Genomic DNA, 26,679 nt, shown 5'->3' with positions numbered 1-26,679 from the left:
ACTGCCGCGGCCGGGCATGGCGGACGCCTCATTGGTTGGCGCAGAACCTCCGAAACGGTTCGGCTCTATGCGACCGTGGCCGCAGGCAGCATGATCGGCGGTGTGCTGCGGGCGCTTGCCTCATCGACGAGCACTGCCCTGTGGGGCGCTGGATTTCCCTTCGGCACACTCCTCGTCAACATTGTCGGCTCATTCCTCATCGGCTTCTACGCGACATTGACGGGACCGGACGGTCGCGTCTTCGCCGGTCCGCTGCAGCGCCAGTTCTTCATGGCCGGCTTCTGTGGCGGCCTGACGACCTTCTCGGCCTTCAGCCTTGAAACGCTCACCCTCGCGCAAGGCGGGAGGTTTCTGGCGGCGGGACTCAATATCGCGATCTCCGTGGTGGCCTGGCTTGCCGCCGTCTGGTTTGGCTACATTTTTGCAGTTCGCCTCAACCGGCTGAGAGGGTCCAGGCAATGAAGATACCAACACAGGCGCAATTGCTGCGCATATTTATCGGCGAAAACGACAAGGCAGATGGCCGTCCGCTGTATGAGGTTATCGTGCTGAGGGCCCGCGAAATGCAGATCGCCGGCGCGACAGTCCTGCGCGGCGCGATGGGGTTCGGCCATTCCAGCCGGCTTCACACCACGAAGATCCTCCGCCTATCGGAGGATCTTCCCCTCGTCATCGAGATCGTCGATGACGAGGAAAAATTGGCCGCTTTCCTGCCCGTTCTTGAAACAATCATCACAAGTGGTTTGATTACGCTGGAGAAAGTTCAGGTTCTGCAATATGGAACCGACAACGAATAACCGAGCGAGATTGCGGGTGCCGGCGAATGCCGTTGCATGCCTGCAAAACGGCGATTGGAATCATGGCAGGCGTTGAACAGATCACAGTGGACGCCGGTGAGGCGGGTATGCGGCTCGACCGCTGGTTCAAGAGCCATTTCCCCGGTCTCGGTTTTGGTCATCTGCAGAAGCTGCTGCGTTCCGGCCAGATCCGCGTCGATGGCGGCAGGGTGAAGGCCGATACCCGCGTCGAAGCCGGCCAAACGGTGCGTGTGCCGCCGCTCGAAGTCGACAAGAAAGGCGAAAGCCCGCTGACCGGCCATTCGATACGCAACCAGGGCGACGCCGATGTCCTAGCCAAGATGCTGATCCATGAGGACCCGAAGGTCTTCGTCTTCAACAAGCCGGCCGGCCTGGCGGTGCAAGGCGGCTCGGGGGTCACCCGCAATGTCGACGACATGCTGGAAGCCTGGCGCAACCAAAAGGGCGAGAAGCCGCGTCTGGTGCACCGGCTCGACCGCGACACGTCGGGTGTTCTGGTTGTCGCCCGTACAAGGCTCGCCGCCATGAAGCTCGCCGAAGCGTTCCGGGCGCGTGAGACGAAGAAAACCTACTGGGCGCTGGTCAAGGGTGTGCCGCCGAAGCGCGAGGACAAGATCTCGACCTGGTTGATTAAGGAACCGACGCCCGACGGCGATCGCGTGCGCATCGCCAAGCATGGCGAAAAGGGCGCCGACCACGCTGTGTCCTACTACCGTGTCATCGAGCAGGCTGCACAGACGATGACCTGGCTGGAGATGGAGCCGTATACCGGCCGCACCCACCAGCTTCGTGTCCATGCCGCGCATATCGGCTGCCCGATCATCGGTGACCCCAAATATTTCGAGGCCGACACCAATTGGGATTTTCCCGGCGGCATGCAGAACCGCCTGCATCTGCACGCTCGCCGCATCGTCATCCCGCATCCCGACAAGGGGTTTGTCGACGTCACCGCGCCGATGCCGCCGCACATGCGCCAGAGCTGGAACCTGATCGGCTTCGACGACGCAAGCGCGGAGGATTAAATGAGCGAGGGCGTAAACCATGGATGAAGCGTCGCTCGTTCGTCAGTTGGTGAACTGGTTGCCATTCATCCTGATTCTCGTCGTCTGGTTCGCTTATATACGCCGCGTTGCAACCCGGCAGGGGTCGATGGCCGAAATCGGCCGTGAGAACACCGAAGCGGTAAGGCAGAATACCGAAGTGCTGAAGGCGCTGCTCGCGAAGCTGGAAAGCCAGTCCAAGCAATGACCGCAGCAACCGCAATGGACCGCCGCAGTTCCGTTGACGCTGCCGCCGCCGCCATCATGGTTGGGCTGACTTTTTCCTGGGGGCTGAACTACGTCGCCGCCAAGATCTCCTATGCCGGCTACGATCCCGTTTTCCTGTCGATCGCCCGCTCGGTGATCGGCGGCCTGTGTGTTTTCGGCTGGTGCCGCTGGCGCGGCATCGCGCTGTTCACGCCCGACAAGACCCTCGTCGCCGGCATTCTGGCAGGCGCGCTTTTCGGTCTCGAGTTTCTGTTTCTGTATGTCGGGCTCGAACACACCACCGTCGTGCGCAACACCTTGCTGGTCAACACCATGCCGTTCTGGATGCTGGTCGGCGGCCATTTCCTGCTGGGTGAAAGCATCACGGCACGCAAGCTCGTTGGTCTTCTGCTCGCTTTCGCCGGACTGGTCGCGGTGTTTTCCGATAAACTGAGCGCCAATGGCGGCGCAACATTGAGCGGCGATTTGCTCAGTCTCGGCGCCGGCATTCTGTGGGCCGTGACCAATATCGTCATCAAGCGGTCGAAGCTGGTGACGGCCAGCGCCGAAAAGCTGCTGCTCTATCAGCTGGCCGGGGCCGCCGTCGTCGGGATTTTGGTGATGCCTTTTGCCGGGCCGCCAGTCCGCAGCTTTGCCGTTCTGCCGACCTTGGCTCTGTTGTTCCAGGCCGTCTACGTCGTCGCGTTCACCTATGTTCTGTGGTTCTGGCTGCTCCGGCGCTACCCTGCATCTGGACTGTCGAGCTTCACCTTCCTGTCGCCGGTGTTCGGTGTGCTCTGCGGCGCCGTCTTCTTGAACGAGCCGTTGACCGTTCGTATCTTCCTGGCACTCGGCCTCATCGCCGCCGGTCTTATCATCGTCAACCGGCCGGCCCGAAAACAAGCCCCCGGATGAGCATGCGCGACATATTGAACGACCTCGAAGCGGGAAAGCAGCTCTCCGATCCGGACCCGGTGCGTCGCGCCCAGATCCAGATGAAGACGCAACTGCCGAAGCGCTTCTACAAGACCGTCGCAGTCGCGCCGGTCGAAGATGGTTTTGCCGTCCACCTCGATGGCAAGCCCGTCCGCACGCCGGCCAAGGCGCTGCTGGCGCTGCCGACTGAAAAGGCGGCTGCTCTCGTCGCCGAGGAATTCGCCGCACAGGAGGAGACCATCGACCCGGTGACGATGCCGGTGATGCGTCTGGTCAATACGGCAATCGATGGCGTCGCCAGTGATCCCCAGGCGGTGCTGGAGGACGTCCTGCGCTTCGCCTCATCCGATCTGCTCTGCTACCGCGCCGATGCGCCCCAAGGACTAGTCGACCGGCAGAACGAGCATTGGGACCCGGTCATCGACTGGGTGCGCAGCGCACTCGGCGCCCGGTTCCATCTCGCCGAAGGCGTGATCCATGTCGAACAGCCGCGCGAGAGTATCGCGCTGCTCGGCCAGCATCTTGCCCAACGTGCCGATCCGCTGCGCCTTGCCGCCATCCACGTCATGACCTCGCTGACCGGATCGGCGCTGCTGGCGCTCGCCGTCGACTTCGGCGAGCTCGACGGCGAGGCGGCCTGGGCTGCCGGTCATGTCGACGAGGACTGGCAGGCTGAGCAATGGGGCCATGATGCAGAGGCGCTCGCGCGCCGCGCTGCCCGCAAGCGCGACATGATGGCCGCAGTCAAGCTGCTCGAAGCTCTCAAAGGCTGACGGCACCGCCCGCTATTTCGCACTGCACATTAGACCAAAGTCATAATCCCAAAGGCGGTCTGCCTCTGGGCACTGCTTTCTGTCATTTTTTGCACCGGTGGCTGCACTGAGTCTGCGTTGCGAGGAAACGCGGACGATGACGCGCAGCATCGAGGGCTGACGGAATCACACGGGAGGATACGCTCATGGCAATGGCATCGACCGCCGGCAAAACAAGCCGCGGCATGACACGCGAGGAGAAGAAGGTCATCTTCGCTTCTTCGCTCGGCACCGTTTTCGAATGGTACGATTTTTATCTCTACGGCTCGCTGGCCGCCTTCATCGGCGCCACCTTCTTCTCGTCGGCGCCGGAAGCGACACGCAACATCTTCGCCCTGCTCGCCTTCGCGGCCGGTTTCCTGGTGCGCCCGTTTGGCGCCCTGCTGTTCGGCCGCATCGGTGATCTCGTCGGCCGTAAATATACCTTCCTCGTCACCATGACGATCATGGGCCTGTCGACCTTCCTGGTCGGCCTTCTGCCCGGATATGCGAGCTGGGGCATCGCCGCGCCGGTGATCCTGATCATCCTGCGCATGCTGCAGGGCCTGGCGCTCGGCGGCGAATATGGTGGCGCCGCGACCTATGTCGCCGAACATGCGCCCGACGACCGCCGCGGCTACTACACGTCATGGATCCAGACGACGGCGACGCTCGGCCTGTTCCTGTCGCTGATCGTCATCCTGATCGTGCAGGCCTCGATGAGCAAGGAAACTTATGCCGCCTGGGGTTGGCGCGTTCCTTTCCTGGTCTCTTTCCTGCTGCTCGGCATCTCGCTCTGGATCCGGCTGTCGCTCTCCGAATCGCCGACCTTCCAGCGCATGAAGGACGAAGGCAAAGGCTCCAAGGCACCATTGACGGAAGCCTTCGGCCAGTGGAAGAACGCAAAAATCGCGCTGCTGGCGCTACTCGGCCTTACCGCCGGTCAGGCCGTGGTCTGGTACAACGGCCAGTTCTATGCGCTGTTCTTCCTGCAGAACGTGCTCAAGGTCGAGGCGCAATCGGTCAACATCATGATCGCCATTGCGCTGGCGATTGGCTCGATCTTCTTCGTCGTGTTCGGCTGGCTCTCCGACAAGATCGGCCGCAAGCCGATCATCATGGCCGGCCTTGCACTGGCGATCGTCTGCACCTTCCCCTTGTTCAAGGCGCTGACCTGGGCAGCCAATCCGGCGCTCGCCACCGCGCAGCAGAACACACGCGCGACGGTGACCGCGGCACCGGGAGACTGCAAGTTCCAGTTCAACCCGGTGGGCACTGCAAAGTTCACGACCTCATGCGATATCGCCACCTCGTTCCTGACCAAGAACTCGGTGCCGTACGACGTGGTATCGACTGCGGCGCCCGGTACAGCCGCGTCGGTCAAAATCGGCAACGAGACGGTTGAGTCTTATGACGCCACGGCCGCCGGCGATCAGGCCAAGGCCAAGGATGCCGCTTTCGCCAAGGCGGTCTACACGGCACTTCGGGATGGCGGCTACCCGCTGAAGCGGGCAGCCGCCAAGGTGCCGGACCAGAAGCTCGAGGCCTTTATTGCGGCCAATCCTGAGCTGAAGCTCGATGCCGCGGCAATCCGCGCCGGCGACAAGGCAACCGTTCCGACTGACCAGGCGATCAAGGACAAGCTGCTGACTGCCGACGAGGCTGCGGGAGCCCCGGAGGTCACCGTCTATACCGTACCCGGCGGCGGTCCCTTCGCCATGTTTGCCGACCCTGCAGCGGTCAACTGGCCGATGACGATCGCCATCCTGTTCATCCTCGTGGTCTTCGTCACGATGGTCTACGGGCCGATCGCCGCGATCCTGGTCGAGATGTTCCCGACCCGCATCCGTTACACCGGCATGTCGCTGCCCTATCACATCGGCAATGGCTGGTTCGGCGGGCTGCTGCCGGCGACGGTGTTCGCGCTCAGCGCCTACAAGGGCGATATCTACTACGGTCTCTGGTATCCCGTGGTGATCGCGGCGATGTCGCTGATCATCGGCATGATCTTCATCAGGGACACGCTCGGAACGGACCTGCACACCAAGCAGTAGCCTGTACCGGTCCATAGCAAAGCCCGGCGCGAGCGATCGCGCCGGGCTTTTTCAATTTATCGAGTGCAGGGCTTAGCTCTTCCGATCCTGTTTCGCTTCCTCGATCGCTGCCTCATGATACCAGGCACTTCCGAAATCCGTTCGGTTGCGCAAAGAAGCAAGTTCTGCCGCGAACTTAGCCTTTCCGCTTAAATTTGAGGCAGAGGCGCGCGCTGCCACCGGGAACATCAGGATTTTGGCCGACTGACGAGTGGAAGTGATTTCCATTGTCGGTTTCCTTTCTTCGACAGAACCTTGCCGATTCAACCTTTCCCCAACATAGGTTCAGCAACCGAATTAGGCAACATGATTACGAAAAGATCAGTACTTGCATATTATTTGTGCAAAATGTGCTTGTGGATGATCCGAGCGCAGCATGACAGCGGACCAGCGATTTTGGGTGGATACAACCCCACTTTTGCCGCATCCGTCGCCGGCGAGAATGGCACACGAATTGCATTTTACTAGTCCGGCAGGTCGGCTGCTGGATAGGCCGGCTCGCCCCGGCGCCATCCAGGGTTCGGTGATCAAGCAACGAGAGGCTAGAATGACGAAATACAAGCTCGAGTACATTTGGCTCGATGGATATACCCCGGTTCCCAACCTTCGCGGAAAGACGCAGGTCAAGGACTACGCCGAGTTTCCGACGCTCGACCAGCTTCCGCTGTGGGGCTTCGACGGTTCTTCGACCATGCAGGCCGAGGGCCACAGCTCCGACTGCGTTTTGAAGCCGGTCGCCGTTTATCCGGATCCCGCCCGCACCAATGGCGCGCTCGTCATGTGCGAAGTCATGATGCCGGACGGCGTAACGCCGCACGCGTCCAACAAACGCGCCACCATTCTCGACGACGAGGGCGCCTGGTTCGGCTTCGAGCAGGAATATTTCTTCTACAAGGACGGCCGTCCGCTCGGCTTCCCCGAGAGTGGCTATCCGGCGCCGCAAGGCCCGTACTACACTGGCGTCGGCTATAGCAATGTCGGCTCCGTCGCCAGGCAGATCGTCGAGGAGCATCTCGACCTTTGCCTTGCCGCCGGCATCAATCATGAAGGCATCAACGCCGAGGTAGCCAAAGGCCAGTGGGAATTCCAGATCTTTGGCAAGGGCTCCAAGAAGGCCGCCGACCAGATGTGGATGGCGCGCTATTTGTTGCAGCGCCTGACCGAGAAGTACGGCATCGACATCGAATACCACTGCAAGCCGCTCGGCGACACCGATTGGAACGGCTCCGGCATGCATGCCAACTTCTCGACCGCCTATATGCGCGAAGTCGGCGGCAAGAGCTATTTCGAGGCGCTGATGGCAGCCTTCGACAAAAACCTGATGGATCACATCGCCGTCTATGGGCCGGACAACGACAAGCGTTTGACCGGCAAGCACGAGACCGCGCCCTGGAACAGGTTCAGCTACGGCATCGCCGACCGCGGCGCTTCGATCCGCGTGCCGCATTCTTTTATCAACAACGGCTACAAGGGCTATCTCGAGGATCGCCGTCCGAACTCGCAGGGTGACCCCTACCAGATCGCTTCGCAGATATTGAAGACGATCGCCTCCGTCCCGACCAGCGCCGAGGTTTCGGCCGCCGCTTGAGAATGCGTTCACGGCGCGGACCTCGGGTGTCTCCGCCGTGACTTTCGTTCCCATCGCATTGCATAAAAAAACCCCGGCGTAACCGCCGGGGTTTTTTCTACGTGACTATGAGGTTCGGGATCACACCGAGTAATACATATCGTATTCGACCGGATGCGGCGTCATTTCGAAGCGCATCACCTCGGCCATCTTGAGCTCGATATAGCTGTCGATCTGGTCGTCGTCGAAGACGCCGCCGGCCTTCAGGAACCCGCGGTCCTTGTCGAGGCTCTGCAGGGCTTCGCGCAGCGACCCGCAGACGGTCGGGATCTTCTTCAATTCCTTCGGCGGCAGGTCGTAGAGATCCTTGTCCATCGGCTGTCCCGGGTGGATCTTGTTCTTGATGCCGTCGAGGCCGGCCATCAGCATGGCGGCAAATGCGAGATAGGGGTTGGCACCAGGATCGGGGAAGCGGACCTCGACGCGCTTGGATTTCGGCGACGAGCCGAACGGAATGCGGCACGAGGCCGAGCGGTTGCGTGCCGAATAGGCGAGCAGCACCGGCGCTTCATAGCCCGGAACCAGGCGCTTGTAGGAATTGGTCAGCGGGTTGGTGAAGGCGTTGATCGCCTTCGCATGCTTGATGATGCCACCGATGTAGAACAGGCAGCTCTCAGACAGGCCGGCATATTCGTTGCCGGCGAAAGTCGGCTTGCCTTCTTTCCAGATCGACTGGTGGACATGCATGCCCGAGCCATTGTCGCCGAACACCGGCTTCGGCATGAAAGTGGCCGTCTTCCCATAGGCGTTGGCGACCTGGTGCACGACATATTTGTAGATCAGCATCTTGTCGGCGTTGCGGACCAGCGTGTCGAACTTGATGCCGAGCTCGTGCTGCGCGGCGGCCACTTCGTGATGGTGCTTTTCAACGCGCACGCCCATTTCGGCGAGCACGGTGAGCATTTCCGAGCGCATGTCCTGTGCCGAATCGATCGGCGGCACCGGGAAATAGCCGCCCTTGATGCGCGGCCGGTGACCGAGGTTGCCGGTCTCATAGTCGGTGTCGTCATTGGACGGCAGTTCGGTGGAATCCAGCCTGAAGCCGGTGTTGTAGGGATCGGCCTTGTACTTGACGTCGTCGAACACGAAGAACTCGGCTTCAGGACCGACGAAGATCTGGTCGCCGATGCCTTCGGCCTTCATGTAGGCCTCGGCCTTCTTGGCGGTGCCGCGGGGGTCGCGGTTGTAGGATTCTCCCGAGATCGGATCGAGAATGTCACACAGGATGACCATGGTCGACTGGGCGAAGAACGGGTCCATATGCACCGTATCCGCATCGGGCATCAGCACCATGTCGGACTCGTTGATCGCCTTCCAGCCGGCGATCGAGGAACCGTCGAACATGACGCCATCGGCAAACATGTCTTCCTCGACCTCGACGACATCCATCGTTACGTGCTGCAGTTTGCCCTTCGGATCGGTGAAGCGCAGATCAACGAACTTCACGTCGTTGTCTTTGATCTGCTTCATGATGTCTTTGGCTGTCGTCATGTCCCTGCTTCCCTATGTGATGACGTTTGAACGTGGCCTTTTAACGGGAAAATTCAGACGGCGTCCATGCCGGTTTCGCCGGTGCGGATGCGCACCACTTCCTCGATGTTCGAGACGAAGATCTTGCCGTCGCCGATACGGCCGGTCTGGGCCGCTTTGCGGATAGCTTCGATCGCGGCTTCGACCGCATCGTCGCCGAGCACGACCTCGATTTTCACCTTTGGCAGGAAGTCGACGACATATTCGGCGCCGCGATAAAGCTCGGTGTGGCCCTTCTGGCGGCCAAAGCCCTTGGCTTCGGTCACGGTGATGCCTTGCAGCCCGGCCTCCTGAAGCGCTTCCTTCACTTCGTCTAGCTTGAACGGCTTGATGATCGCTTCGATCTTTTTCATGTAAAAAGTGGCCTCCACTGCCAAAAAAAGACGGGTTGTGAGCCCCGCTTGCGCCTCAATCAAGCACGAACTGTGCCAATTGATGGGGCGCCGAGCAGCCTCACATGATTTGGATACCATGCCGCGCAGGAATGTACATTCGCATCATTCGCTGCGTCGGATGCGCCATGAACGCCGCGAGCCTACACACCGCTGGTCCTGCCGTCCGCACAAAAATTGGGCAGATCGGATATTTCATGAGCAGCTGCGCGCCGTCGTCTCGAACGAGGTGCGCCGCCAAATTTGCTTGGGGACCTTCGTTGTTTGCGTCGGATCAAAAACTGGACAATGCTTGGGGAAATGATGTGCATGTCGCCTGATATTCCATGAGCAACGAACTTTTGTCTCCCTCCGAAATGGCCGAGGCCGACCGGCTGGCGATTGCCGCCGGTCCCTTCGACGGTATTGGCCTGATGCGCAATGCCGGCGCCGCGGTTGCCGCCGTAGTGCTCAAGCGCTACCCGGCGGCGACACGCGTCCACGTGCTTTGCGGCCCCGGTAACAATGGCGGCGACGGCTATGTCGTGGCCCGCATCCTTCGGGAGAGCGCCGTCGATGTCTCTGTGTGGGCGTCCGGATCGCCCAAAGGCGGCCGTGATGCGGCACTCGCTGCCTCGGAATGCCCGGTTGAAGCTCGGCCGCTGTCGGATTTCGTTGCCGAGGTGGGCTCCGTCGTGGTTGACGCGCTCTATGGGGCGGGGCTGTCCAAGCCGCTGTCCGGCGACGCCACCAAGGTGATCGACATTGCGGCCGAATTGAACTTGCCGGTTGTGGCGGTCGACCTGCCGTCGGGCGTTTCAGGGGAGAGCGGCAATGTGTTAGGAAAGGCCTTCCGGGCCCGGACCACGGTGACCTTCGCGCGAAAAAAGCCAGGCCATCTGCTGTTGCCGGGGCGCGAGCTGTGCGGCGACATCGACCTCGCCGATATCGGCATAGACAACAGCATCGTTGCGCAGCTTCAACCGCGAACATTCGAGAACATTCCGGCGCTCTGGCTTGACCGCCTTCCGGTTCCGGCGGTCGACGCCCATAAGTACAAGCGCGGCCATGTTGGCGTCTTTTCCGGCGGACCGTCGGCGACGGGTGCTGCGCGGCTGTCGGCGCTTGCCGCGGCCCGGAGCGGGGCAGGGGCCGTCACCTTGCTGTCGCCGGCGAACGCCATGCAGGTGAACGCGGCGCATCTGACCTCGGTCATGCTGCACAAGATAGACACTATCGCGGATGTGGACGAATTCGTCGGCAGCCGCCGCCCATCGGCCTTCGTGCTTGGCCCGGGATTTGGCATCGGGGAGAAAACGCGCGATTTTGCCCTGGTCGTACTCGGCAACGCCCATGGGCAGGGCAGCGGGATCGACGGGCTGGTGCTCGACGCCGACGGCATCACCTCGTTTCGCGACGCGCCGGATGCCCTGTTCGAAGCCGCCCGTCGATCGAAAACGCCGGCTCTGGTGATGACGCCGCATGAGGGCGAGTTCGCCAAGCTTTTTCCCGATGTCGCCGGGCACCACGATTTGTCCAAGCTCGCCAAGGCCCGCGCCGCCGCTAAGCGTGCCGGTGCTATCCTCGTCTACAAGGGCGCCGACACAGTGATTGCGGCCCCAAATGGCCGGGCAGCGATCAACAGTAATGGTGCCTCATGGCTGGCTACGGCCGGTTCGGGCGATGTGCTGTCGGGCATCATCGCCGGGTTGCTGGCTCAGGGCATGCCAGCCTTCGAAGCGGCCTGTGCGGCAGTCTGGATCCATGCCGAGACCGGCACCCGTTTCGGACCGGGGCTGATCGCCGAGGACCTGCCGCTGGCGCTGGTGCCGGTGCTGCGCGAGCTCGTTGAAAGCCGCGGGATGGCTGCCGAATGAACCGCCTGATTGCGCTGCTCGTTGCGATCATTAGTGCCATGTCCATGGTACAGGCCGCGAACGCCGAAACTCCGCTAACCATCGTCGACGACCCGGCCGTTCTCGCCGAGCTTGACAGCAAGGGCTATGGTTTCGCCGGCATTTTCGGCGTCGATGGCAAGGGCGATTTGAAGACTCTCTACGACAAGGCGCCGGCCTATCATGCGATCGTCGAAACGATTGCAAGCGACGTCGCAGCATTGCGGGCCGAGATGAAGGCCGGCGGCCGGCCGCTTTACGAGGTGACCGACGGCAATGTCGGCCGTGTCATGGACATGCGCTGGCTGAGGACCGATGCCGCGCGCTTCCGTCTCGTCGGCATAGTCAACCGGCTCGATCGGCGCGACTTCGCCGCGCTGCAAGGCGACACGAGTTGCGGCGAAGTGCGCTTTATCTATCGCCTCGCCTACAGCTTCAAGAAGAACGGCAAGGTTTTGGCCTCGCGCCTGCCGTTCAATTTCAGTGCCATCTACAATGTCGCGCCGGATGCCGATGGCGGTTGTGTCGGCGTCGCCGGACGCTGGGCACCACAACTCGACGAGAGCGTCGATGCCGGCTGGCTGCTCGGCGGGCCGCTGGAAAGAGCGGCACTCACCTTTAAGCAGCTCGAGCTCAATGCGCAAGTGGTCCGCTTCCCCTCCGGCCAGGAGACCGAATTCGGCGGACAGGCCGCCTATCTCATGCGCATTTTCGGCATCGACAGCGGGGCTGTCAGTGAAAAGCCGCTGGAAAACACGCCCGACACGGCACGTCTCGCCGACGATGCTGCGCTGAAAGCAAGACTTGCCGACTATGTCCGCACCAATGTCGCGGCAATCGACCTCGGTGTCTACCAAATCCCCGATAAGCTCTTGGCAAAGAAGGTAGTCTCGTGGTCGACTTTCGGCAGCGCAAGGCAGGCCAACCACCCGTTCACGCCACTGTTCCGGCCCGCGGATTTCGCCGGGCTCGATTATTCCAAGCGGAAGCTGGTGCGCACGCCAGAAGCATTGGTCGAGCGGCTGGACAATGGCGCCTGCCAGGGCTGCCATCAGGCGGGTTCGACCGCCGGGTTCCACTTTATCGGCCTGGATGACAAGACGACCTCGCCGCTCAACCGCATCGAGGTCGGTATCTCACCGCATCTCCACGCCGACATCCCGCGCCGCGTCGCCTGGCTGCACGCGACTGCGAGGGGTAAGGAACCGAACCGCTTCCGCCCGCTGTCCTTCGCGCCGCCGGCGACATGGAACGATGCCGGCGAAATTGCCTATTCGCCGGCCGAAATGGCGATGCCGTGCTTCATGCCAGAAGATGCAGCCCGCTTCGGCGCGACTTGGCAATGCGGCGGCGGCACCGTCTGCACGCCGCTAGCGACCGCGTCCGGCGTGCGCACCAAGCTGGCGCAATGTCTGTTGCCCAAGGACAGCGAAAACATATTCTCCGGCCATCCGTGCCTGACCGGCTCGATCACCAGCAACCCGGCGCAACCTTTCAATGACCGCTATATCATCACCGGCCAGTTCGCGGCGTTCGCGCCAGGCATTTCGCGTACCGGCTACACCTGCCGACCGCCGAAGATCGGCGTGCCGGCGGGTATCGCCTATCGCGGCTGCGACGATCGGGATCGCAGCTTTGCCGCCTTCAAACCGGGCAAGCCGATGCCGAACGAGATTTGCGGATTGGTCGGCGGCAAAAAATTCGACACCTGCGTGGCGACCAATAATTTCGACCAGTGCCTGGGCGGCGCTGTCAATCGCGGTAATCGTCCCGCCTGCTCTACCGACCATTTCTGTCGCGAGGATTACATGTGCCAGTCGCTGCCGCCCGATACGCCGGGCATCGGCAAGGTGAAAGGCATCGGCTTCTGCTCGCCGACCTATTTCATCTTCCAGATGCGCATCGACAATCACGCCACGCCGTGGTCGGGCGCTGTCAGCGCGACGATGGGAGCCGGGTTCGGAGCGGCGGAAGCGGAGTAGGCCGCAGTAGCTCCAGGTGGACAGCTATCGCTCAAGATCGTCGGCGATGTTTGATGTCCATTCATCGTCGAAATGCCGGACACGTTCGGCGACGATCGCATCGCTCAGCAGGCTCGACAAGGCGGAAACCAGAATTGGTTCTATCTTTGGAACCGAGCTAAATCCAAGAGCAATCAGACGTTCGGACCAGGGCGGATGGTCCGCGCTTTCGTTATCGGGCGCGTCCCAGGCCTTCTGCGCATGTTCTTGCAGGATGGGAAGCCTCGACAGGTGACGGGCGGCCGCCAGAACTCTTTCGAGTGGTGGACGAGGCGGTACCATGGTGCCAAGCAGTTCACGTTTAAGCGGAATATACACTTGGTCATCGAAAAACGCACTGGCAGCACCGATCAGTAGCAGGGCGCGGGCCGCTTCATATGCGTCGCCGGACATCGCTGCATGGCGATCCGCGTCAATTTCCGCCCGCCGCGACAACCGTATTTCTTCGCGCTCCAGAGCGCGCGACAGCGGACCAAGCATCCAGTAGAACAGGCTGCCAGAAACGGCTTTCCCCGGGGGAGCGAAGTCGAAGATTAGATCGAAGCTTTTTTCGAGTTCGGCCAGGTTGAGGCCGCCGTTTGTGTCTTTGTTTCTCAGATGTGCGTTCTCATGGACCAAGATCGCGGCAAAAGCCTTTTGGTCGGTCACTGCGAGCAGAGGAAGGCCGATGGTGAGAATCGCCCTACGGCCAAGCAGCCCCAGAAACGGCCGCTCTTCACCGATACTGGCGTTGAGATCGGGGCTCAGCACGATGGTAGTCCGGCTGGCGCGGTGTTTGCCGGCAATACTCTCCCAGATGGCCCATAATTTCGGGGCTGATTCCCGAGCGATCCCCTCCACCTTGCTGGGTCGAAAACCGGCGAACAATGTCCCGATCAACAGAACCATGCTCAGCATCGCAGCTGGGATCGCAATAGCGCCAGCCGCGATGACGGCGAGCGGATGCCGGTCGAGAAACCAGAACCATAAGACTGTTGGGCAGAACAGCGGCAGAGCGAAAAGCAGGACGGCAAACCTGCCGAAGCGCGCTCCCATGTAGAGGATCAGGCGCGACATCAGCGCCTCACAGCGGTATATTGTCGTGTTTCTTCCAGGGGTTCTGCATGTCCTTGTTGCGCAGCATCCTGAGTGCGCGGGCGATGCGCCGGCGGGTCGAATGCGGCATGATCACCTCGTCGACATAGCCGCGCTCGGCGGCAACGAAGGGCGAAAGGAAGCGATCCTCGTAAGCCTTTGTATGCGCAGCGATTTTCTCCGCATCGCCGATGTCCTTGCGGTAGATGATCTCGACCGCGCCCCTGGCGCCCATGACGGCAATCTGCGCCGTTGGCCAGGCATAGTTCATGTCGCCGCGCAAATGCTTTGACGCCATAACGTCATAGGCGCCGCCATAGGCCTTTCTCGTGATGACGGTGATCTTTGGCACGGTCGCTTCGGCATAGGCGAACAGAAGCTTGGCCCCATGTTTGATCAGCCCGCCGTACTCCTGCGCGGTGCCGGGCAGGAAGCCCGGAACGTCCACGAAGGTGACGATCGGGATCGAGAAGCAGTCGCAGAAGCGTACGAAGCGCGCCGCCTTGCGGCTGGCGTCGGCATCGAGCACGCCGGCCAGCACCATCGGCTGGTTGGCGACGAAGCCGACGGTGCGGCCCTCGACACGGCCGAAGCCGGTGACGATGTTTTTCGCAAAATTCTGCTGGATTTCGAAGAAGTCACCCTCGTCGGCAACTTTAAGGATCAACTCCTTGATGTCGTAGGGTTTGTTGGCATTGTCGGGGATCAGCCTATCGAGCGACAGATCGTGATCGGTGACGGACTGGTGGCATTCGATCTCGGGAATTTCCGCCGTGTTGGAAGCGGGCAGCAGATCGACCAGCCGGCGCATCTGCAGCAGCGCCTCGACGTCATTGTCGTAGGCTCCGTCGGCGATCGAGGACTTCGTCGTGTGGACGGAAGCGCCGCCGAGGCTTTCGGCGGTGACTGTCTCGTTGGTGACGGTCTTCACCACATCCGGCCCGGTGACGAACATGTAGGAGGTGCCGCGGACCATGAAGATGAAGTCGGTCATCGCCGGCGAATAGACGTCGCCGCCTGCGCAAGGGCCCATGATCAGCGAAATCTGTGGGATGACCCCGGAGGCCAAAACATTGCGCTGGAAGATCTCGGCGTAGCCGCCGAGCGCCGCCACGCCCTCCTGGATGCGGGCGCCGCCGGCGTCGTAGATGCCGATGATCGGCGCGCGGTTGCGCAATGCCATCTCCTGCACCTTGACCACCTTTTCGGCATGCGCCTCGGACAGCGACCCGCCGAACACGGTGAAATCCTTGGCGAAAAGATAGACCGGGCGACCATTGATGGTGCCCCAGCCGGTAACGACGCCATCACCGGCGATCTTGGTTTTCTCCATGCCGAAATCGGTCGAGCGGTGCTCGACGAACATGTCGAATTCCTCGAACGAGCCTTCGTCGAGGAAGACGTCGATGCGCTCACGGGCGGTGAGCTTGCCCTTCTTGTGCTGGGCCTCGATGCGGGCTCGGCCGCCGCCCATGCGGGCGATCTCGCGGCGCCGCTCGAGTTCCTTCAGCACGTCCTTCATGACCGGTCCCCAAAACGGAAAGCTGGATTGTGGTAATCGTGGCAGCAAGTGAGCGCAAGCGCCGCTTCGCCATGGCTTTTGCTGCGCTGCAGCATCCGACCCCTTGCATTCCGAAGCGAAGTGGGCCATATGCGGCGGCATAGGCGCTTGGGCCGGGACACTCCGGCCTTCTCGACGAATGAGACTGGTTGCGTCTGTTTTCCCTCTTCCCGACATATCGGCAAGGTGGCGAAAAAGCCCCGTGGCATGAAGCCTGCGGGCACGACAGCGCAGCCGTGTGGACGATGACGTCCGCCCGCCTTGTCGTTTCATGACAATTTTCGACGGCAGGTTGCGCCCTGCCGTCATCCATGTTTGCGGCCAGAAGCCGCATGAAAGAAGAATATTTTGACCAATGAAAATACTTTGACCGGTGAGAACACTGGGGAACTGACCGGTTTCGCCGCACTTGGAATTAGCGGTGCACTGCTCAAGGCCACCCATGCCGCCGGCTTTACCGATCCCAAGCCGATTCAGGCGCAGGCTATCCCGCCGCAGCTCGAAGGCCGCGACATTTTCGGCATCGCCCAGACCGGCTCGGGCAAGACCGCGGCGTTCGCACTGCCGATCCTGTCGAAGATCATCGCGCTTGGCACCAAGCGCCGGCCGAAGACGGCTCGCGCGCTGATCCTGGCGCCGACGCGCGAGCTCGCCGTACAGATCGAGGACACCATCAAGATTCTCGCCAAGGGAGCACATGTCTCGACCGCGCTGGTGCTTGGCGGCGTCTCGCGCTTCAGCCAGGTCAAGAAGGTTGCACCCGGCGTCGACATCCTGATCGCCACGCCTGGCCGGCTGACCGATCTGGTGCGTGAGGGCGACCTCGTACTTGCCGACACCAAATGGCTGGTGCTCGACGAAGGCGACCGCATGCTCGACATGGGCTTCATCAACGACGTCAAGCGCATCGCCAGGGCGACGGCGCCGGGCCGTCAGACGGTGCTGTTCTCGGCGACTATGCCGGCCGAAATCGCCGAGCTGGCGAAAGGCTTGCTGAAGAACCCGATCCGCGTCGAAGTCGCCCCCCACAGCACTGCGGCCGCGGAGATCGTGCAGGGCGTCGTCTTTGCCCGCACCAAGCAGAAGCGTCAGGTGTTGTCGACGATGCTCGCCGACGAGGCGATGAAGTCCGTTATCATCTTTTCGCGCACCAAGCATGGCGCCGACAGGGTGACCAAGGACCTCGAGCGCGACGGCTTCAAGGCCGCCGTTATCCACGGCAACAAGTCGCAGAATGCCCGCCAGAAGGCGCTCAACGATTTCCGCGAAGGCTCGGTGCGCATTCTCGTGGCGACCGACATTGCGGCACGCGGCATCGATGTGCCCGGCATTAGCCATGTGGTGAATTTCGACCTGCCGGATGAGGCGGAGAGCTACGTCCACCGCATCGGCCGCACCGGCCGTAACGGCATGGATGGCATCGCCATCACGCTTTGCGACCCGTCGGAAAACGCCAAGCTGCGCCAGGTCGAGCGCATCATCCGCACCAAGCTGCCGATCGTTGCCGATCATCTCGGCAGCCCCGATCCGCAGCGCAATCCGGCCGAGAAGAACGAGCGCAGCTTCGAGCCGGCCAACGATCGCAACGACCACAACGGCCGTCGCGACGGCAGGCGTCCCGGCGGCGCCAACAACGGTTTCGCCAAGAAGCGTTTCGGCGGCGACAAGCCGGCCTTTGCGGGCGACCGCAAGCCGGAAGGCGCCAAGCCCTTCAAGGGCAACAACAAGCGCCGCTTCGGCGGCAAGCGGCCGGCTGCGCGGGCGGCATAACCTGACCGTTTTGCGTCCGGCCAAGCCTGGCTTGGTTACTCACGATTGAAAAGGGCGACCGGAGTGATGCTTCGGTCGCCCTTTGCTTGAGGCCTCTGGTTTACTTCACCACCGCCTCGACCCACACGACAGTCCGCTGCGCGAGGGAAGGCGTGGTCGATGGCGCGAGCGCGTCGCCGGCAATGACGTGGCGCCCCAGCGACCCGCAAACACGATCCGTCGCCGCGTCACCGATCCTATTCGACCGGTGGCTTGCGGTCGAAATTCAGCGGCCGCGCATTCCAGCGGGTGACCGTGCTGATCACCCATCGGCAGAACGGCCTCGGCAGCATCCTGAGCAGCTTCAGCGTCCAGCTCAGGCGGCGTGGGAATGTGACTTCGAAGCCGCCGCATTCGATGCCTTGCGCGATACGGCGCGAGGCCAGGTTGACCGGCATCAAGCCCGGCATCGGCAGGAAGTTCTTCTCAGTCAGCCGCGTGTCGACAAAGCCCGGATTAATCACCTGGATGCGGACGTTCATCTTGTCGAAATCGTATTTCAGCGACTCGGCCAGGATATTGACTGCCGCCTTGGTGCCGCCATAGGCGGCGGTAGTGGGCCAGCCGAAATAGGCGGTGACCGAACCAATCAGCACGACGTGGCCGCGCGAGCGCACGCGCATGCGTTCGATGACCGGCACCAGGCCATTGATGATGCCGAAATAATTGACTTCGAAAGACCTACGGAAATTGCGCGCGACAAGATCCTCGCCCGGCGTTGCGATATAGCTTCCCGCGTTGAACACTGCCAACACGATCGGACCGAGATTTTTCTCGATCGCTGCAACCGTCTCTGCCATGCGTTTTTCGTCGGTCACGTCGCAAGGAAAGGCTGCGACACGCCCCGACATCTGCGCCGTTTCGACGATGAGCGTATCGATCGGATGGTCATCGGGCGCAGTCACCGCGATGACATAGCCCTGAGCGGCAAGATCCTTGGCCAGCGAACGGCCGATACCGCTGCTGCCGCCCGTAATCCAGGCGACGCCATGCTTCGGATTGGCCCGATAGAGTGTCATGCTGCGCCCCGCCGGCTCTACTTAACCTGCGCTCTACCGGTGAAGAAATCGAATGAAAAGAGTGCTTTTCGGTACATCGTTGAAATGAATACCGGCTGGACGCCCCTGGGTGCAGGAATTGCAGTGTGCGAATGCGACTGGACCAGGCAAATTCTTGCCTTGAAACCGAAGCTTCGGGTTTCTAGGGTTTCGCCGCACCCACAAAGGAATCTCCATGCCCCGTTCTGTGATCGACGTGATCGGCAACACGCCCCTGATCCGCCTCAACAAGGCCTCGGAAGCAACCGGCTGTGAGATCCTGGGCAAGGCCGAATTCATGAATCCCGGGCAGTCGGTCAAGGACCGCGCCGGCCTGTTTATCATCCGCGATGCGGAGCAGCGCGGGTTGCTGCGGCCCGGCGGCGTCATCGTCGAGGGGACGGCCGGAAATACCGGCATCGGCTTGACACTGGTTGCCAAGGCGCTCGGCTACCGCACGGTGATCGTCATTCCCGACACCCAGAGCCAGGAGAAGAAGGATACAATCAAACTGCTCGGCGCCGAGCTGATCGAAGTGCCCGCGGTGCCTTACAAGAACCCGAACAACTACGTGAAGCTGTCGGGCCGGCTGGCCGAGCAGATGGCGAAGACCGAGCCGAACGGCGCGATCTGGGCCAACCAGTTCGACAATGTCGCCAACCGTGACGGCCATATCCGCACTACGGCCGAAGAAATCTGGAACCAGACCGACGGCAAGGTGGATGGTTTCGTGTCGGCGGTCGGTTCCGGCGGCACTCTGGCAGGCGTCGGTTTCGGGCTGAAGGCCAAGAACAGCCAAGTCAAGATAGCGCTGGCCGATCCGCTGGGGGCTGCGCTCTATTCCTTCTACACCAGCGGCGAGCTGAAATCCGAGGGCAGTTCGATCACCGAAGGCATCGGGCAGGGGCGGATCACCGCCAATCTCCAAGGCTTTACACCCGATTTTGCCTTCCAGATCCCCGACGAGGACGCACTGCCGATCATATTCGACCTGATCCAGGAGGAGGGGCTTTGCGTTGGCGGTTCGACCGGCATCAACATTGCCGGCGCCATTCGCCTGGCGCGCGAGTTAGGCCCCGGCCACACCATCGTGACCATGCTTTGCGACTACGGCACGCGCTACCAGTCGAAGCTGTTCAATCCTGAATTCCTGCGCGAAAAGAAGCTGCCGGTGCCGGGGTGGATGGAGCAACAGAGCACGATTTCGGTACCGTTCGAAAGGGTTGCGTGATGGCGCACAAGACCGAAGCGCTGTTTCGTGACGACGCCTATCTGGGGACGGCCGACGCCACCGTCGTCGCAGTCAACGATCGCGGGGGCATCATTCTGGACCGGACGGTGTTTTACGCCACATCGGGCGGGCAGCCGGGCGACACCGGCAGCCTCGAGCGCGCCGACGGCACCGGCATAGCGATTGCCGCTACGATCACCGGCGAAACCAAGGACGAGATCATCCATGTGCCGGCGCTGGAGCAGGCAGTTCCAAAGGTGGGCGAGCGCATGCGGCTCGCCATCGACTGGCCGCGGCGGCAGTTGCTGATGCGCATGCATTCTGCCTGCCACCTGCTTACCGTCGTCTGCCCGTTCCCGATCACCGGCGCCGCGGTTTCCGAGGACGACAGCCGTATCGATTTCGACATCCCGGACGCCGGCTTTACCAAGGCAGACGTGACGGCCAGACTGATGGAGCTGGTGCGGGCCGACCACCCGATCTTCACCCGGCTCATTTCCGACGAGGAACTGGCATCCAATCCGGGCCTGGTGAAATCCAAGAATGTGCGCCCTCCGGCTGGCACGGGAAAGATCCGATTGGTCTGCATCGGCGAGAACGCCTCGATCGACAGCCAGCCTTGCGGCGGCACCCATGTAAAGAGCACCGGCGAAATCGGCGAGATCCATATCGGCAAGATCGAGAAGAAGGGCCGCGAGAACCGGCGCTTCCGCATTCGCTTTGGTCCTATGCCGCCAGCCTGATATAGGACTGCGACAGGCGGGACAGGAGAGAAAAGATGGCCGACGACAGTCCTTTCACCATCGATGCCGATTGGTTGCAGAAGCGGCTCGGCAAGCCCGGCCTGACGATTGTCGACGCGTCCTGGTATCTGCCGGCACAAAAGCGCGACGCGCGCGCCGAGTATGGCGCAGCGCATATTCCAGGCGCCCGCTTCCTTGACCAGGATGCGGTTTCGGACCCCGACGCGGCTCTGCCGCACACGCTGCCGTCGCCGCAGCATTTCGCGCAATATGTCGGCGCGATGGGTATTTCGGCCGATGACACGATTGTTGTCTATGACGGGCCAGGGTTCTTTTCTGCACCGCGCGTCTGGTGGTTGTTTCGCGTCATGGGCGTATTCCAGGTCTATGTTCTCGACGGCGGCTTCGACCGTTGGAAAGCCGCCGGACGGCCGGTGACGGCGGAGCCGACGAAGATCGCCCCTTGCGTGTTTTATGCCAACTTTGATGCCGCCCGCGTCGCCAGCCTTGCCGACATGCGCCGGATCGTCGAGACGGGGGAGAGCCAGATCGCCGACGCGCGCTCGCCTGGCCGTTTTGCCGGCACCGAGCCGGAGCCGCGCCCCGGCATCCGCTCCGGTCATATGCCGGGCGCGCACAACGTGCAGTTTTCGGCGCTTTCGGAAAACGGCGAATTGTTGCCAAAGGACAGGCTACGCAACGTGATCGAAGGAGCGGGCATCGACCTGTCGAAGCCGGTCGTCACCTCCTGCGGCTCGGGCGTCACCGCGGCAGCCATCACGCTAGCTTTGGAGACGCTTGGCCATACCGACAACAGGCTTTATGACGGTTCGTGGACCGAATGGGGCGGGCTTTCCGACACGCCCGTCGTGACGGGCAAGGACTGACGGGGATGGAAGACGGATCGCTGGAAGACATCGACGTCACCGTGACGTTTCTCGAAATGCATGTGCCGCCTGCCTATTCGCCGCCTCTGCCGTACAACCGCCAGATCGCGCTGCTCAAGACCAAAGACATTCCGCTGCATTTCTACCGCTATTTGATGGATCGGGTCGGCCGCAAATGGCACTGGGTCAATGTGCTGAGGCTGAGCGACGAGGAGCTTGCGGCGGGCATTCACCGCGAGGACCGCGACATCAGGGTGCTTTATCTGGATGGTGCGCCGGCCGGCTTCTTCGACCTCAAACCGCATTTGCCGGAGGAAGTGGAACTCGCTTATTTCGGAATGATGGAGCACGCGACCGGGCAAGGCATCGGCCGCTGGTTCCTCGGTGCGGCAATCGCCGCGGCGTGGTCGCACGGGCCAAGGCGGGTAACCGTGCAAACCTGCACCCTCGATCACCCGGCAGCACTGCCGCTCTATCAAAAACTAGGCTTTACGCCAGTGGCGCAAAAAAAAGAGGTCGTACATCCGATGTCTTTCGCCGAGCGCGCGGCCAGCGTCATGCGGCCCTGATTTCAGGCCGTTCATCCAGGCTTCAGCTTGTCGTTGCCACGCCCAGGGTCTGGATCAACACTCAAAGGTGTGTCCGACTTGTATGAGCTGGGCAGTTTCCATATCGCTGTCGTCTAAAAACCGATGGTGATGGAGGATCGCACGATGACAATACGGGTGGTAATGGCCGGTGCGACGGGCTGGGTCGGCAAGGCCCTGGTTCCGGCGATCGGGGCGCAAGGCGACATGGCGCTGGCCGGGGCCGTGTCACGCAGCGGCGCTGGGCAGGATTCCGGTCTGCTGGTTGGCATGCCGGCTAATGGTATTGTCGTTTCGGCTTCGCTGGCCGAGGCGCTGGAGGCGCCGTCGGACGTACTGGTCGACTTCACCAAGCCGCATGTCGTGAAAGACCATGTGCTGCTCGCCATCGACAAGGGACGGCACGCTGTGATCGGCACATCGGGACTGGGTGCTGCCGACTATGCCGACATCGATGCCGCGGCGCGCGCCAACGGCGTCGGCGTCGTTGCCGCCGGCAACTTTTCCATCACCGCCACGCTGATGAAGCGGTTTGCACTTATGGCGGCAAAATACGTGCCGGATGTCGAGGTCATCGATTATGCCAGTGCAAAGAAGCCCGACGCGCCCTCCGGTACCGCACGGGAGCTTGCTGAGGCGCTGGCCGACATCCGCAAGGCCTCAACGGCAAAGCCGGTTTCCGAGGTCTCTGGCGTGCCGGCTACACGCGGGGGTGCGGTCGGCGCAGGCGAGGGGGTGCAAGTGCACGCGCTTCGCCTGCCGTCCTACATCCTGTCCTGCGAGGCGCTGTTCGGCCTGCCAGACGAGCGGCTGACCATCCGCCATGACGCCGGCTCGTCCGCGGCACCCTATGTGGCGGGCACGCTGCTCGCCATCAGACGGGTACAGCAGATCAAGGGTCTGGTTCGCGGTCTCGACGCGCTGATGGACTGATCCATTTCGGCAGGAATCGGGTGGGAAGCTCTGTCTTGCGAGCATAATTTCCGGTCAACGACACCGGAGATTTTGCCATGACGATAAGATTCAAGGCCTTGCCAACCGACGCGGTCCGGGCACTTCAGCGCGGCGGGGCGGATGCTTATGGCCTGAAGCCAGAGCGGCAGATTTCGGACGGCGACGGCGTGCCTTGCCGTCATTGCTTGAAGAATGTTGCTGCGGGGGAACCCTATCTTGTTCTGGCCTATCGGCCTTTTTCGGAGCTGCAGCCTTATGCCGAAACCGGGCCGATCTTTCTGCATGCGGAAGAATGCGAACGCGCTGCCGAGGTTGAGTTGCTTCCCGAAATGCTCGAAAGCAGCGATTACATCGTGCGCGGTTATGGCAACGACGACCGTATTGTTTACGGTAGCGGCGGCGTCATTCCGACCGACGCCATTGCCGCACGGGCAGAGACGTTGTTCAAACGCGACGACATTGCCTACGTCCACATCCGCTCGGCCCGCAACAATTGCTATCAGTGCCGGATCGACCGCGCGTAACCGAACAGGCTGCACCGGCTTGGGCCTGTCGCACTCCCGTCGCATACAAGCGGTAGAAAGAGACTGTCGATCGATTTGCCGACCGCGGATGAACCGGCGGAAATCTCGATAACCGAGGAAGCGGGGCTTTGGCTCCGCTTTTTTGTGCCTGCATTGTTCGCAAAACAAAAAACCCGCCGGGATTAGCCGGCGGGCTTGAACGATTTGCCTGGAGGGCCTTAGTTGAACTTATACTTCGCACCGATACGGACGGTGTGGAAAGAAGGAGTGGTGGTGAGGACATCGCTCGGCCCTCCAAACTCCTCCAGAATATCCTTCTCGGCAAACTGCGAATAACGATATTCGAGACCGACAGTTACGTTGTTGGTCACGGCCGCTTCCAAACCACCACCGACCGAGAAGCCGCTCGAGCCCCAATCGATGATGTCGCCGATGGGTGAAGATGCGTTCAGATCGAAATGTTGCCAGCTGTAACCGCCAAGCACATAGGCGAGGGTTGATTCGTTGACCTTCAAACCGACCCGGCCCAGCACATCGAAACCATAGTCGGTGTCCAGATTAATGGACCCGCCGGGCACTTCCAGCTCCGAGGTCATGCCGGAGTAGCGAGCATCAACCATAACGCCGGCAACCCAGCTGCCGAAGTCATGATCGTAGCCGGCGTTCAATTCGCCAAACACGCCTTCGCCGCCGATACCGTTGAACTCCAGGTCGCCAAGCGGCGGAACATTGATCTGATGCACCGACGCACCCGCGCCGCCCGCACCGCCGATATAGAAGCCGGTCCAGTTGTAGGTAGGTGCCTCAAAGGAAGAGACACCGCCATTCTGGGCGCCAAAACGATAATTGGCTGCTACCTGGAACGTGTGACGCGATGTATCGAGGTTGATTGCACCATCCGGTACACCGAACTCGGAAAGGACATCATCGTTGGTGCTGAATTGCGTAAAACGATATTCGGTTTTGATGGTCCAGTTGCTGTTGATGGCCGTCTCGACGCCGGCTCCGACGAAGTAGCCGCTCTGGTCCCAGTCGAAGTCAAAACCTGCGCTCGTGTCAAATTTGTATTTCTGCCAGGAATAGCCACCAAGGACGTAGCCCAAGGTGTTTGGCGTGAAGAGGTAGCCTGCCCGCAAGCCAGCGTCGAAACCATAGGTCTCTTTGACCGATGCGTCGAATCCAGCAACGTCGAGGGAGGTTTCGATGTTGCCGGCATGAGCGTCCAGAAGTCCGCCGATCAGGAACCGCGGCGCCACCATATAGTCGTACCCAACGGTGAGTTCACCGTACAGGCCTTCGCCACCAATGCCGTTGAACGACACCCCAGGAATGAAATCGCTGCTCAACTCGTGGACGTTCGCCCCGGCGCCAACGCCAAAGCCGACGTAGATGCCACTCCAGTTGAAGCCCGCCGTCTCCACGACCGGTTCGACCACGTCGGCGGCATGAGAGACCGACCCAAGCGCCAGAACAGAAACTGCGCCGAGAAGAAGAGATTTCGTGAATTTTCTGCTGATCATTACCCTGCCCCTGGTGAACCCTGCATCTACGTAGCATCGGCTCATTGTGGCGGCTGTAACAAAAAAGCCACAGAAAGAGCACATTGCATCAAACGGGCACCAGATGCAGGCAAAACCGGCTGTAGACCGAGAAAATTGCCTGTGAACAAGCAGCCGCCGACAGCATCGGCGACTCATCAGGAACAAACGGTTGGAAATCAGGCCGCGAGAACGGCCTTTGGCTCGACCAGTTCGTAACCGAGCGCCTCGGCCACCGCGCGATTCGTTATCTTGCCCTTGTGGACGTTAAGCCCGTTGCGCAGATGGTGGTCGTCTACCAGCGCCTTGAGGCCCTTGTCGGCGAGCTGCAGGCCATAGTGCAGCGTCGCATTGTTGAGCGCGTGGGCCGAGGTGACCGGCACCGCACCCGGCATGTTGGCGACGCAATAATGGATGATGCCGTCGACTTCATAGGTCGGCTCGGCATGGGTGGTGGCGTGCGATGTCTCGAAACAGCCGCCCTGGTCGATGGCGACGTCGACCAGCACGGCGCCTTTCTTCATGCCCGACAGCATTTCGCGCGTCACCAGCTTGGGCGCTGCTGCCCCCGGGATCAGCACGGCGCCGACGACTATGTCAGCCGAAAAACATTCTTCCTCCAGCGCCTCGACGGTCGAGTAGCGGGTGTGAACGCGGCCGCCAAAGATGTCGTCGAGCTGACGCAGGCGCGGGATCGAGCGGTCGATGATAGTGACGTCGGCGCCGAGGCCGGCCGCCATCCGTGCGGCATGCAGGCCGACAACGCCGCCGCCGAGCACGGTGACCTTGCCGGGGAGCACGCCGGGCACGCCGCCAAGTAGCACGCCGCGGCCGCCATTGGCCTTTTGCAGCGCCGTGGCGCCCGCCTGGATCGACAGGCGGCCGGCAACTTCCGACATCGGCGCCAAGAGCGGCAGGCCGCCGCGCTCGTCGGTGACCGTCTCGTAAGCGATCGCGGTCACACCGGAGGCCAACAGGCCCTTGGTTTGCTCCGGATCCGGGGCAAGATGTAGATAGGTATAGAGGATCTGGCCGTCGCGGAGCTGAACCCACTCGTTGGGCTGCGGCTCCTTGACCTTCACGATCATGTCGGACTTGGCAAACACGTCGGCTGCCGTCTTGGCGATCGTGGCGCCGGCAGCGCGATACGCGTTGTCATCGGCGCCGATGCCTGCACCGGCGCCGGTCTCGACCAGCACCTCATGGCCATGCGCGACATACTCGCGGACCGAGCCCGGTGTCAGGCCGACGCGGTATTCGTGATTCTTGATTTCCCGGGGGCAGCCGACGCGCATCTTTTTTCTCCTGATCCGGCCCTTGGGGCTCGTTCCCTGTCTAGAGATAGTGAACCACGAATCGCTCGATAAGTGTTTGCGAATGCGCTTGCCTGAGAGGCGACTCTTCG

At 61.6% G+C, this 26,679-nt stretch carries 25 protein-coding genes; 17 read left to right on the top strand and 8 right to left on the bottom strand.

What is annotated here, in order from left to right; genetic code table 11:
• Positions 1-75 precede the first annotated feature (75 nt).
• The 7 genes from NKJ35_RS06970 (at position 76) to NKJ35_RS06940 (ending at position 5,846) form a co-directional block, all read left to right on the top strand.
• Positions 76-462, top strand: a complete 387-nt coding sequence (locus tag NKJ35_RS06970) for a CrcB family protein (RefSeq protein ID WP_502904617.1) — start codon at positions 76-78, stop codon at positions 460-462.
• The gene (locus NKJ35_RS06965; protein WP_352645831.1) at positions 459-797 is read left to right on the top strand and encodes a DUF190 domain-containing protein; all 339 of its coding nucleotides are present in this window, start codon (positions 459-461) and stop codon (positions 795-797) included. Before NKJ35_RS06970 ends, NKJ35_RS06965 begins: the two co-directional genes overlap by 4 nt.
• Positions 798-859: 62 nt before the next feature.
• Positions 860-1,840 carry an RluA family pseudouridine synthase gene (locus NKJ35_RS06960; RefSeq protein ID WP_352507446.1) on the top strand — a complete coding sequence of 327 codons (981 nt, stop codon included), beginning with the start codon at positions 860-862 and terminating at the stop codon, positions 1,838-1,840.
• A gap of 19 nt (positions 1,841-1,859) precedes the next feature.
• Complete coding sequence (locus NKJ35_RS06955) at positions 1,860-2,066, top strand: hypothetical protein (RefSeq protein ID WP_254817160.1); 207 nt, start codon at positions 1,860-1,862, stop codon at positions 2,064-2,066.
• The gene (locus NKJ35_RS06950) at positions 2,063-2,980 is read left to right on the top strand and encodes a DMT family transporter (protein ID WP_352645829.1); all 918 of its coding nucleotides are present in this window, start codon (positions 2,063-2,065) and stop codon (positions 2,978-2,980) included. The genes NKJ35_RS06955 and NKJ35_RS06950 overlap by 4 nt, the downstream gene beginning before the upstream one ends.
• Positions 2,981-2,982: 2 nt before the next feature.
• The gene (locus NKJ35_RS06945) at positions 2,983-3,774 is read left to right on the top strand and encodes an ATP12 family chaperone protein (protein WP_352645827.1); all 792 of its coding nucleotides are present in this window, start codon (positions 2,983-2,985) and stop codon (positions 3,772-3,774) included.
• 185 nt (positions 3,775-3,959) lie between these two features.
• Positions 3,960-5,846: an MFS transporter gene (locus tag NKJ35_RS06940; RefSeq protein WP_254817163.1), complete on the top strand. Its 1,887-nt coding sequence runs from the start codon at positions 3,960-3,962 to the stop codon at positions 5,844-5,846.
• Between the two features lie 72 nt (positions 5,847-5,918).
• Here the strand turns inward: NKJ35_RS06940 and NKJ35_RS06935 are convergent, their stop codons facing one another.
• Complete coding sequence (locus NKJ35_RS06935; protein ID WP_292660390.1) at positions 5,919-6,113, bottom strand: DUF2735 domain-containing protein; 195 nt, start codon at positions 6,111-6,113, stop codon at positions 5,919-5,921.
• Positions 6,114-6,432: 319 nt separating this feature from the next.
• Here NKJ35_RS06935 and NKJ35_RS06930 point away from each other — a divergent pair, with 319 nt between their 5' ends.
• Positions 6,433-7,473, top strand: coding sequence for a glutamine synthetase beta-grasp domain-containing protein (locus NKJ35_RS06930; RefSeq protein WP_352645824.1), 1,041 nt, complete (start codon positions 6,433-6,435; stop codon positions 7,471-7,473).
• Between the two features lie 120 nt (positions 7,474-7,593).
• Here NKJ35_RS06930 and glnA read toward each other — a convergent pair whose 3' ends face one another.
• Together glnA and NKJ35_RS06920 are read right to left on the bottom strand one after the other, a co-directional pair.
• Positions 7,594-9,003: a type I glutamate--ammonia ligase gene (glnA, locus tag NKJ35_RS06925; protein ID WP_254817166.1), complete on the bottom strand. Its 1,410-nt coding sequence runs from the start codon at positions 9,001-9,003 to the stop codon at positions 7,594-7,596.
• A 53-nt stretch (positions 9,004-9,056) separates the two neighbouring features.
• Positions 9,057-9,395 carry a P-II family nitrogen regulator gene (locus NKJ35_RS06920; protein ID WP_019857988.1) on the bottom strand — a complete coding sequence of 113 codons (339 nt, stop codon included), beginning with the start codon at positions 9,393-9,395 and terminating at the stop codon, positions 9,057-9,059.
• 365 nt (positions 9,396-9,760) lie between these two features.
• Between NKJ35_RS06920 and NKJ35_RS06915 the strand changes: the two genes are divergently transcribed.
• Positions 9,761-11,290 (top strand): NAD(P)H-hydrate dehydratase, encoded by a 1,530-nt coding sequence (locus NKJ35_RS06915; RefSeq protein ID WP_352645822.1) that lies wholly within the window; start codon positions 9,761-9,763, stop codon positions 11,288-11,290.
• Positions 11,287-13,290: a hypothetical protein gene (locus tag NKJ35_RS06910; RefSeq protein ID WP_352645820.1), complete on the top strand. Its 2,004-nt coding sequence runs from the start codon at positions 11,287-11,289 to the stop codon at positions 13,288-13,290. The genes NKJ35_RS06915 and NKJ35_RS06910 overlap by 4 nt, the downstream gene beginning before the upstream one ends.
• Before the next feature lie 24 nt (positions 13,291-13,314).
• Here NKJ35_RS06910 and NKJ35_RS06905 read toward each other — a convergent pair whose 3' ends face one another.
• Both NKJ35_RS06905 and NKJ35_RS06900 read right to left on the bottom strand, forming a co-directional pair.
• Positions 13,315-14,385, bottom strand: a complete 1,071-nt coding sequence (locus NKJ35_RS06905) for a M48 family metallopeptidase (protein ID WP_352645818.1) — start codon at positions 14,383-14,385, stop codon at positions 13,315-13,317.
• A gap of 7 nt (positions 14,386-14,392) precedes the next feature.
• Positions 14,393-15,925, bottom strand: coding sequence for an acyl-CoA carboxylase subunit beta (locus NKJ35_RS06900; protein ID WP_352478807.1), 1,533 nt, complete (start codon positions 15,923-15,925; stop codon positions 14,393-14,395).
• 387 nt (positions 15,926-16,312) lie between these two features.
• On the opposite strand from NKJ35_RS06900, the gene NKJ35_RS06895 reads away from it, so the two are divergent.
• Positions 16,313-17,734: a DEAD/DEAH box helicase gene (locus tag NKJ35_RS06895; protein WP_352645816.1), complete on the top strand. Its 1,422-nt coding sequence runs from the start codon at positions 16,313-16,315 to the stop codon at positions 17,732-17,734.
• A gap of 236 nt (positions 17,735-17,970) precedes the next feature.
• On the opposite strand, the gene NKJ35_RS06890 is transcribed toward NKJ35_RS06895, so the two are convergent.
• Complete coding sequence (locus NKJ35_RS06890; RefSeq protein WP_254817173.1) at positions 17,971-18,792, bottom strand: SDR family oxidoreductase; 822 nt, start codon at positions 18,790-18,792, stop codon at positions 17,971-17,973.
• A gap of 214 nt (positions 18,793-19,006) precedes the next feature.
• Here NKJ35_RS06890 and NKJ35_RS06885 point away from each other — a divergent pair, with 214 nt between their 5' ends.
• The 6 genes from NKJ35_RS06885 (at position 19,007) to NKJ35_RS06860 (ending at position 23,736) form a co-directional block, all read left to right on the top strand.
• Positions 19,007-20,041 (top strand): cysteine synthase A, encoded by a 1,035-nt coding sequence (locus tag NKJ35_RS06885; RefSeq protein WP_254817174.1) that lies wholly within the window; start codon positions 19,007-19,009, stop codon positions 20,039-20,041.
• The gene (locus NKJ35_RS06880; protein WP_352645814.1) at positions 20,041-20,784 is read left to right on the top strand and encodes an alanyl-tRNA editing protein; all 744 of its coding nucleotides are present in this window, start codon (positions 20,041-20,043) and stop codon (positions 20,782-20,784) included. Before NKJ35_RS06885 ends, NKJ35_RS06880 begins: the two co-directional genes overlap by 1 nt.
• A 35-nt stretch (positions 20,785-20,819) precedes the next feature.
• Positions 20,820-21,671 carry a 3-mercaptopyruvate sulfurtransferase gene (sseA, locus tag NKJ35_RS06875; protein ID WP_352645812.1) on the top strand — a complete coding sequence of 284 codons (852 nt, stop codon included), beginning with the start codon at positions 20,820-20,822 and terminating at the stop codon, positions 21,669-21,671.
• 5 nt (positions 21,672-21,676) lie between these two features.
• Positions 21,677-22,240 carry a GNAT family N-acetyltransferase gene (locus NKJ35_RS06870; RefSeq protein WP_292655364.1) on the top strand — a complete coding sequence of 188 codons (564 nt, stop codon included), beginning with the start codon at positions 21,677-21,679 and terminating at the stop codon, positions 22,238-22,240.
• Positions 22,241-22,384: 144 nt separating this feature from the next.
• A complete protein-coding gene (gene dapB, locus NKJ35_RS06865; RefSeq protein ID WP_254817178.1) occupies positions 22,385-23,191 on the top strand; it encodes a 4-hydroxy-tetrahydrodipicolinate reductase in 807 nt (268 codons plus the stop codon).
• 77 nt (positions 23,192-23,268) lie between these two features.
• Positions 23,269-23,736 carry a DUF1203 domain-containing protein gene (locus NKJ35_RS06860; RefSeq protein WP_352645810.1) on the top strand — a complete coding sequence of 156 codons (468 nt, stop codon included), beginning with the start codon at positions 23,269-23,271 and terminating at the stop codon, positions 23,734-23,736.
• A gap of 218 nt (positions 23,737-23,954) precedes the next feature.
• Here NKJ35_RS06860 and NKJ35_RS06855 read toward each other — a convergent pair whose 3' ends face one another.
• Complete coding sequence (locus NKJ35_RS06855) at positions 23,955-25,256, bottom strand: outer membrane protein (protein ID WP_352478814.1); 1,302 nt, start codon at positions 25,254-25,256, stop codon at positions 23,955-23,957.
• Between the two features lie 197 nt (positions 25,257-25,453).
• Positions 25,454-26,569, bottom strand: a complete 1,116-nt coding sequence (ald, locus tag NKJ35_RS06850) for an alanine dehydrogenase (RefSeq protein WP_352645808.1) — start codon at positions 26,567-26,569, stop codon at positions 25,454-25,456.
• Positions 26,570-26,679: the final 110 nt, after the last annotated feature.

The organism is Mesorhizobium sp. M0136, assembly GCF_040322515.1.
In the GTDB taxonomy this organism is placed as follows: domain Bacteria; phylum Pseudomonadota; class Alphaproteobacteria; order Rhizobiales; family Rhizobiaceae; genus Mesorhizobium.
Note: the sequence above shows the minus strand (reverse complement) of the source record. Positions and strands in the feature narration are given on the sequence as shown.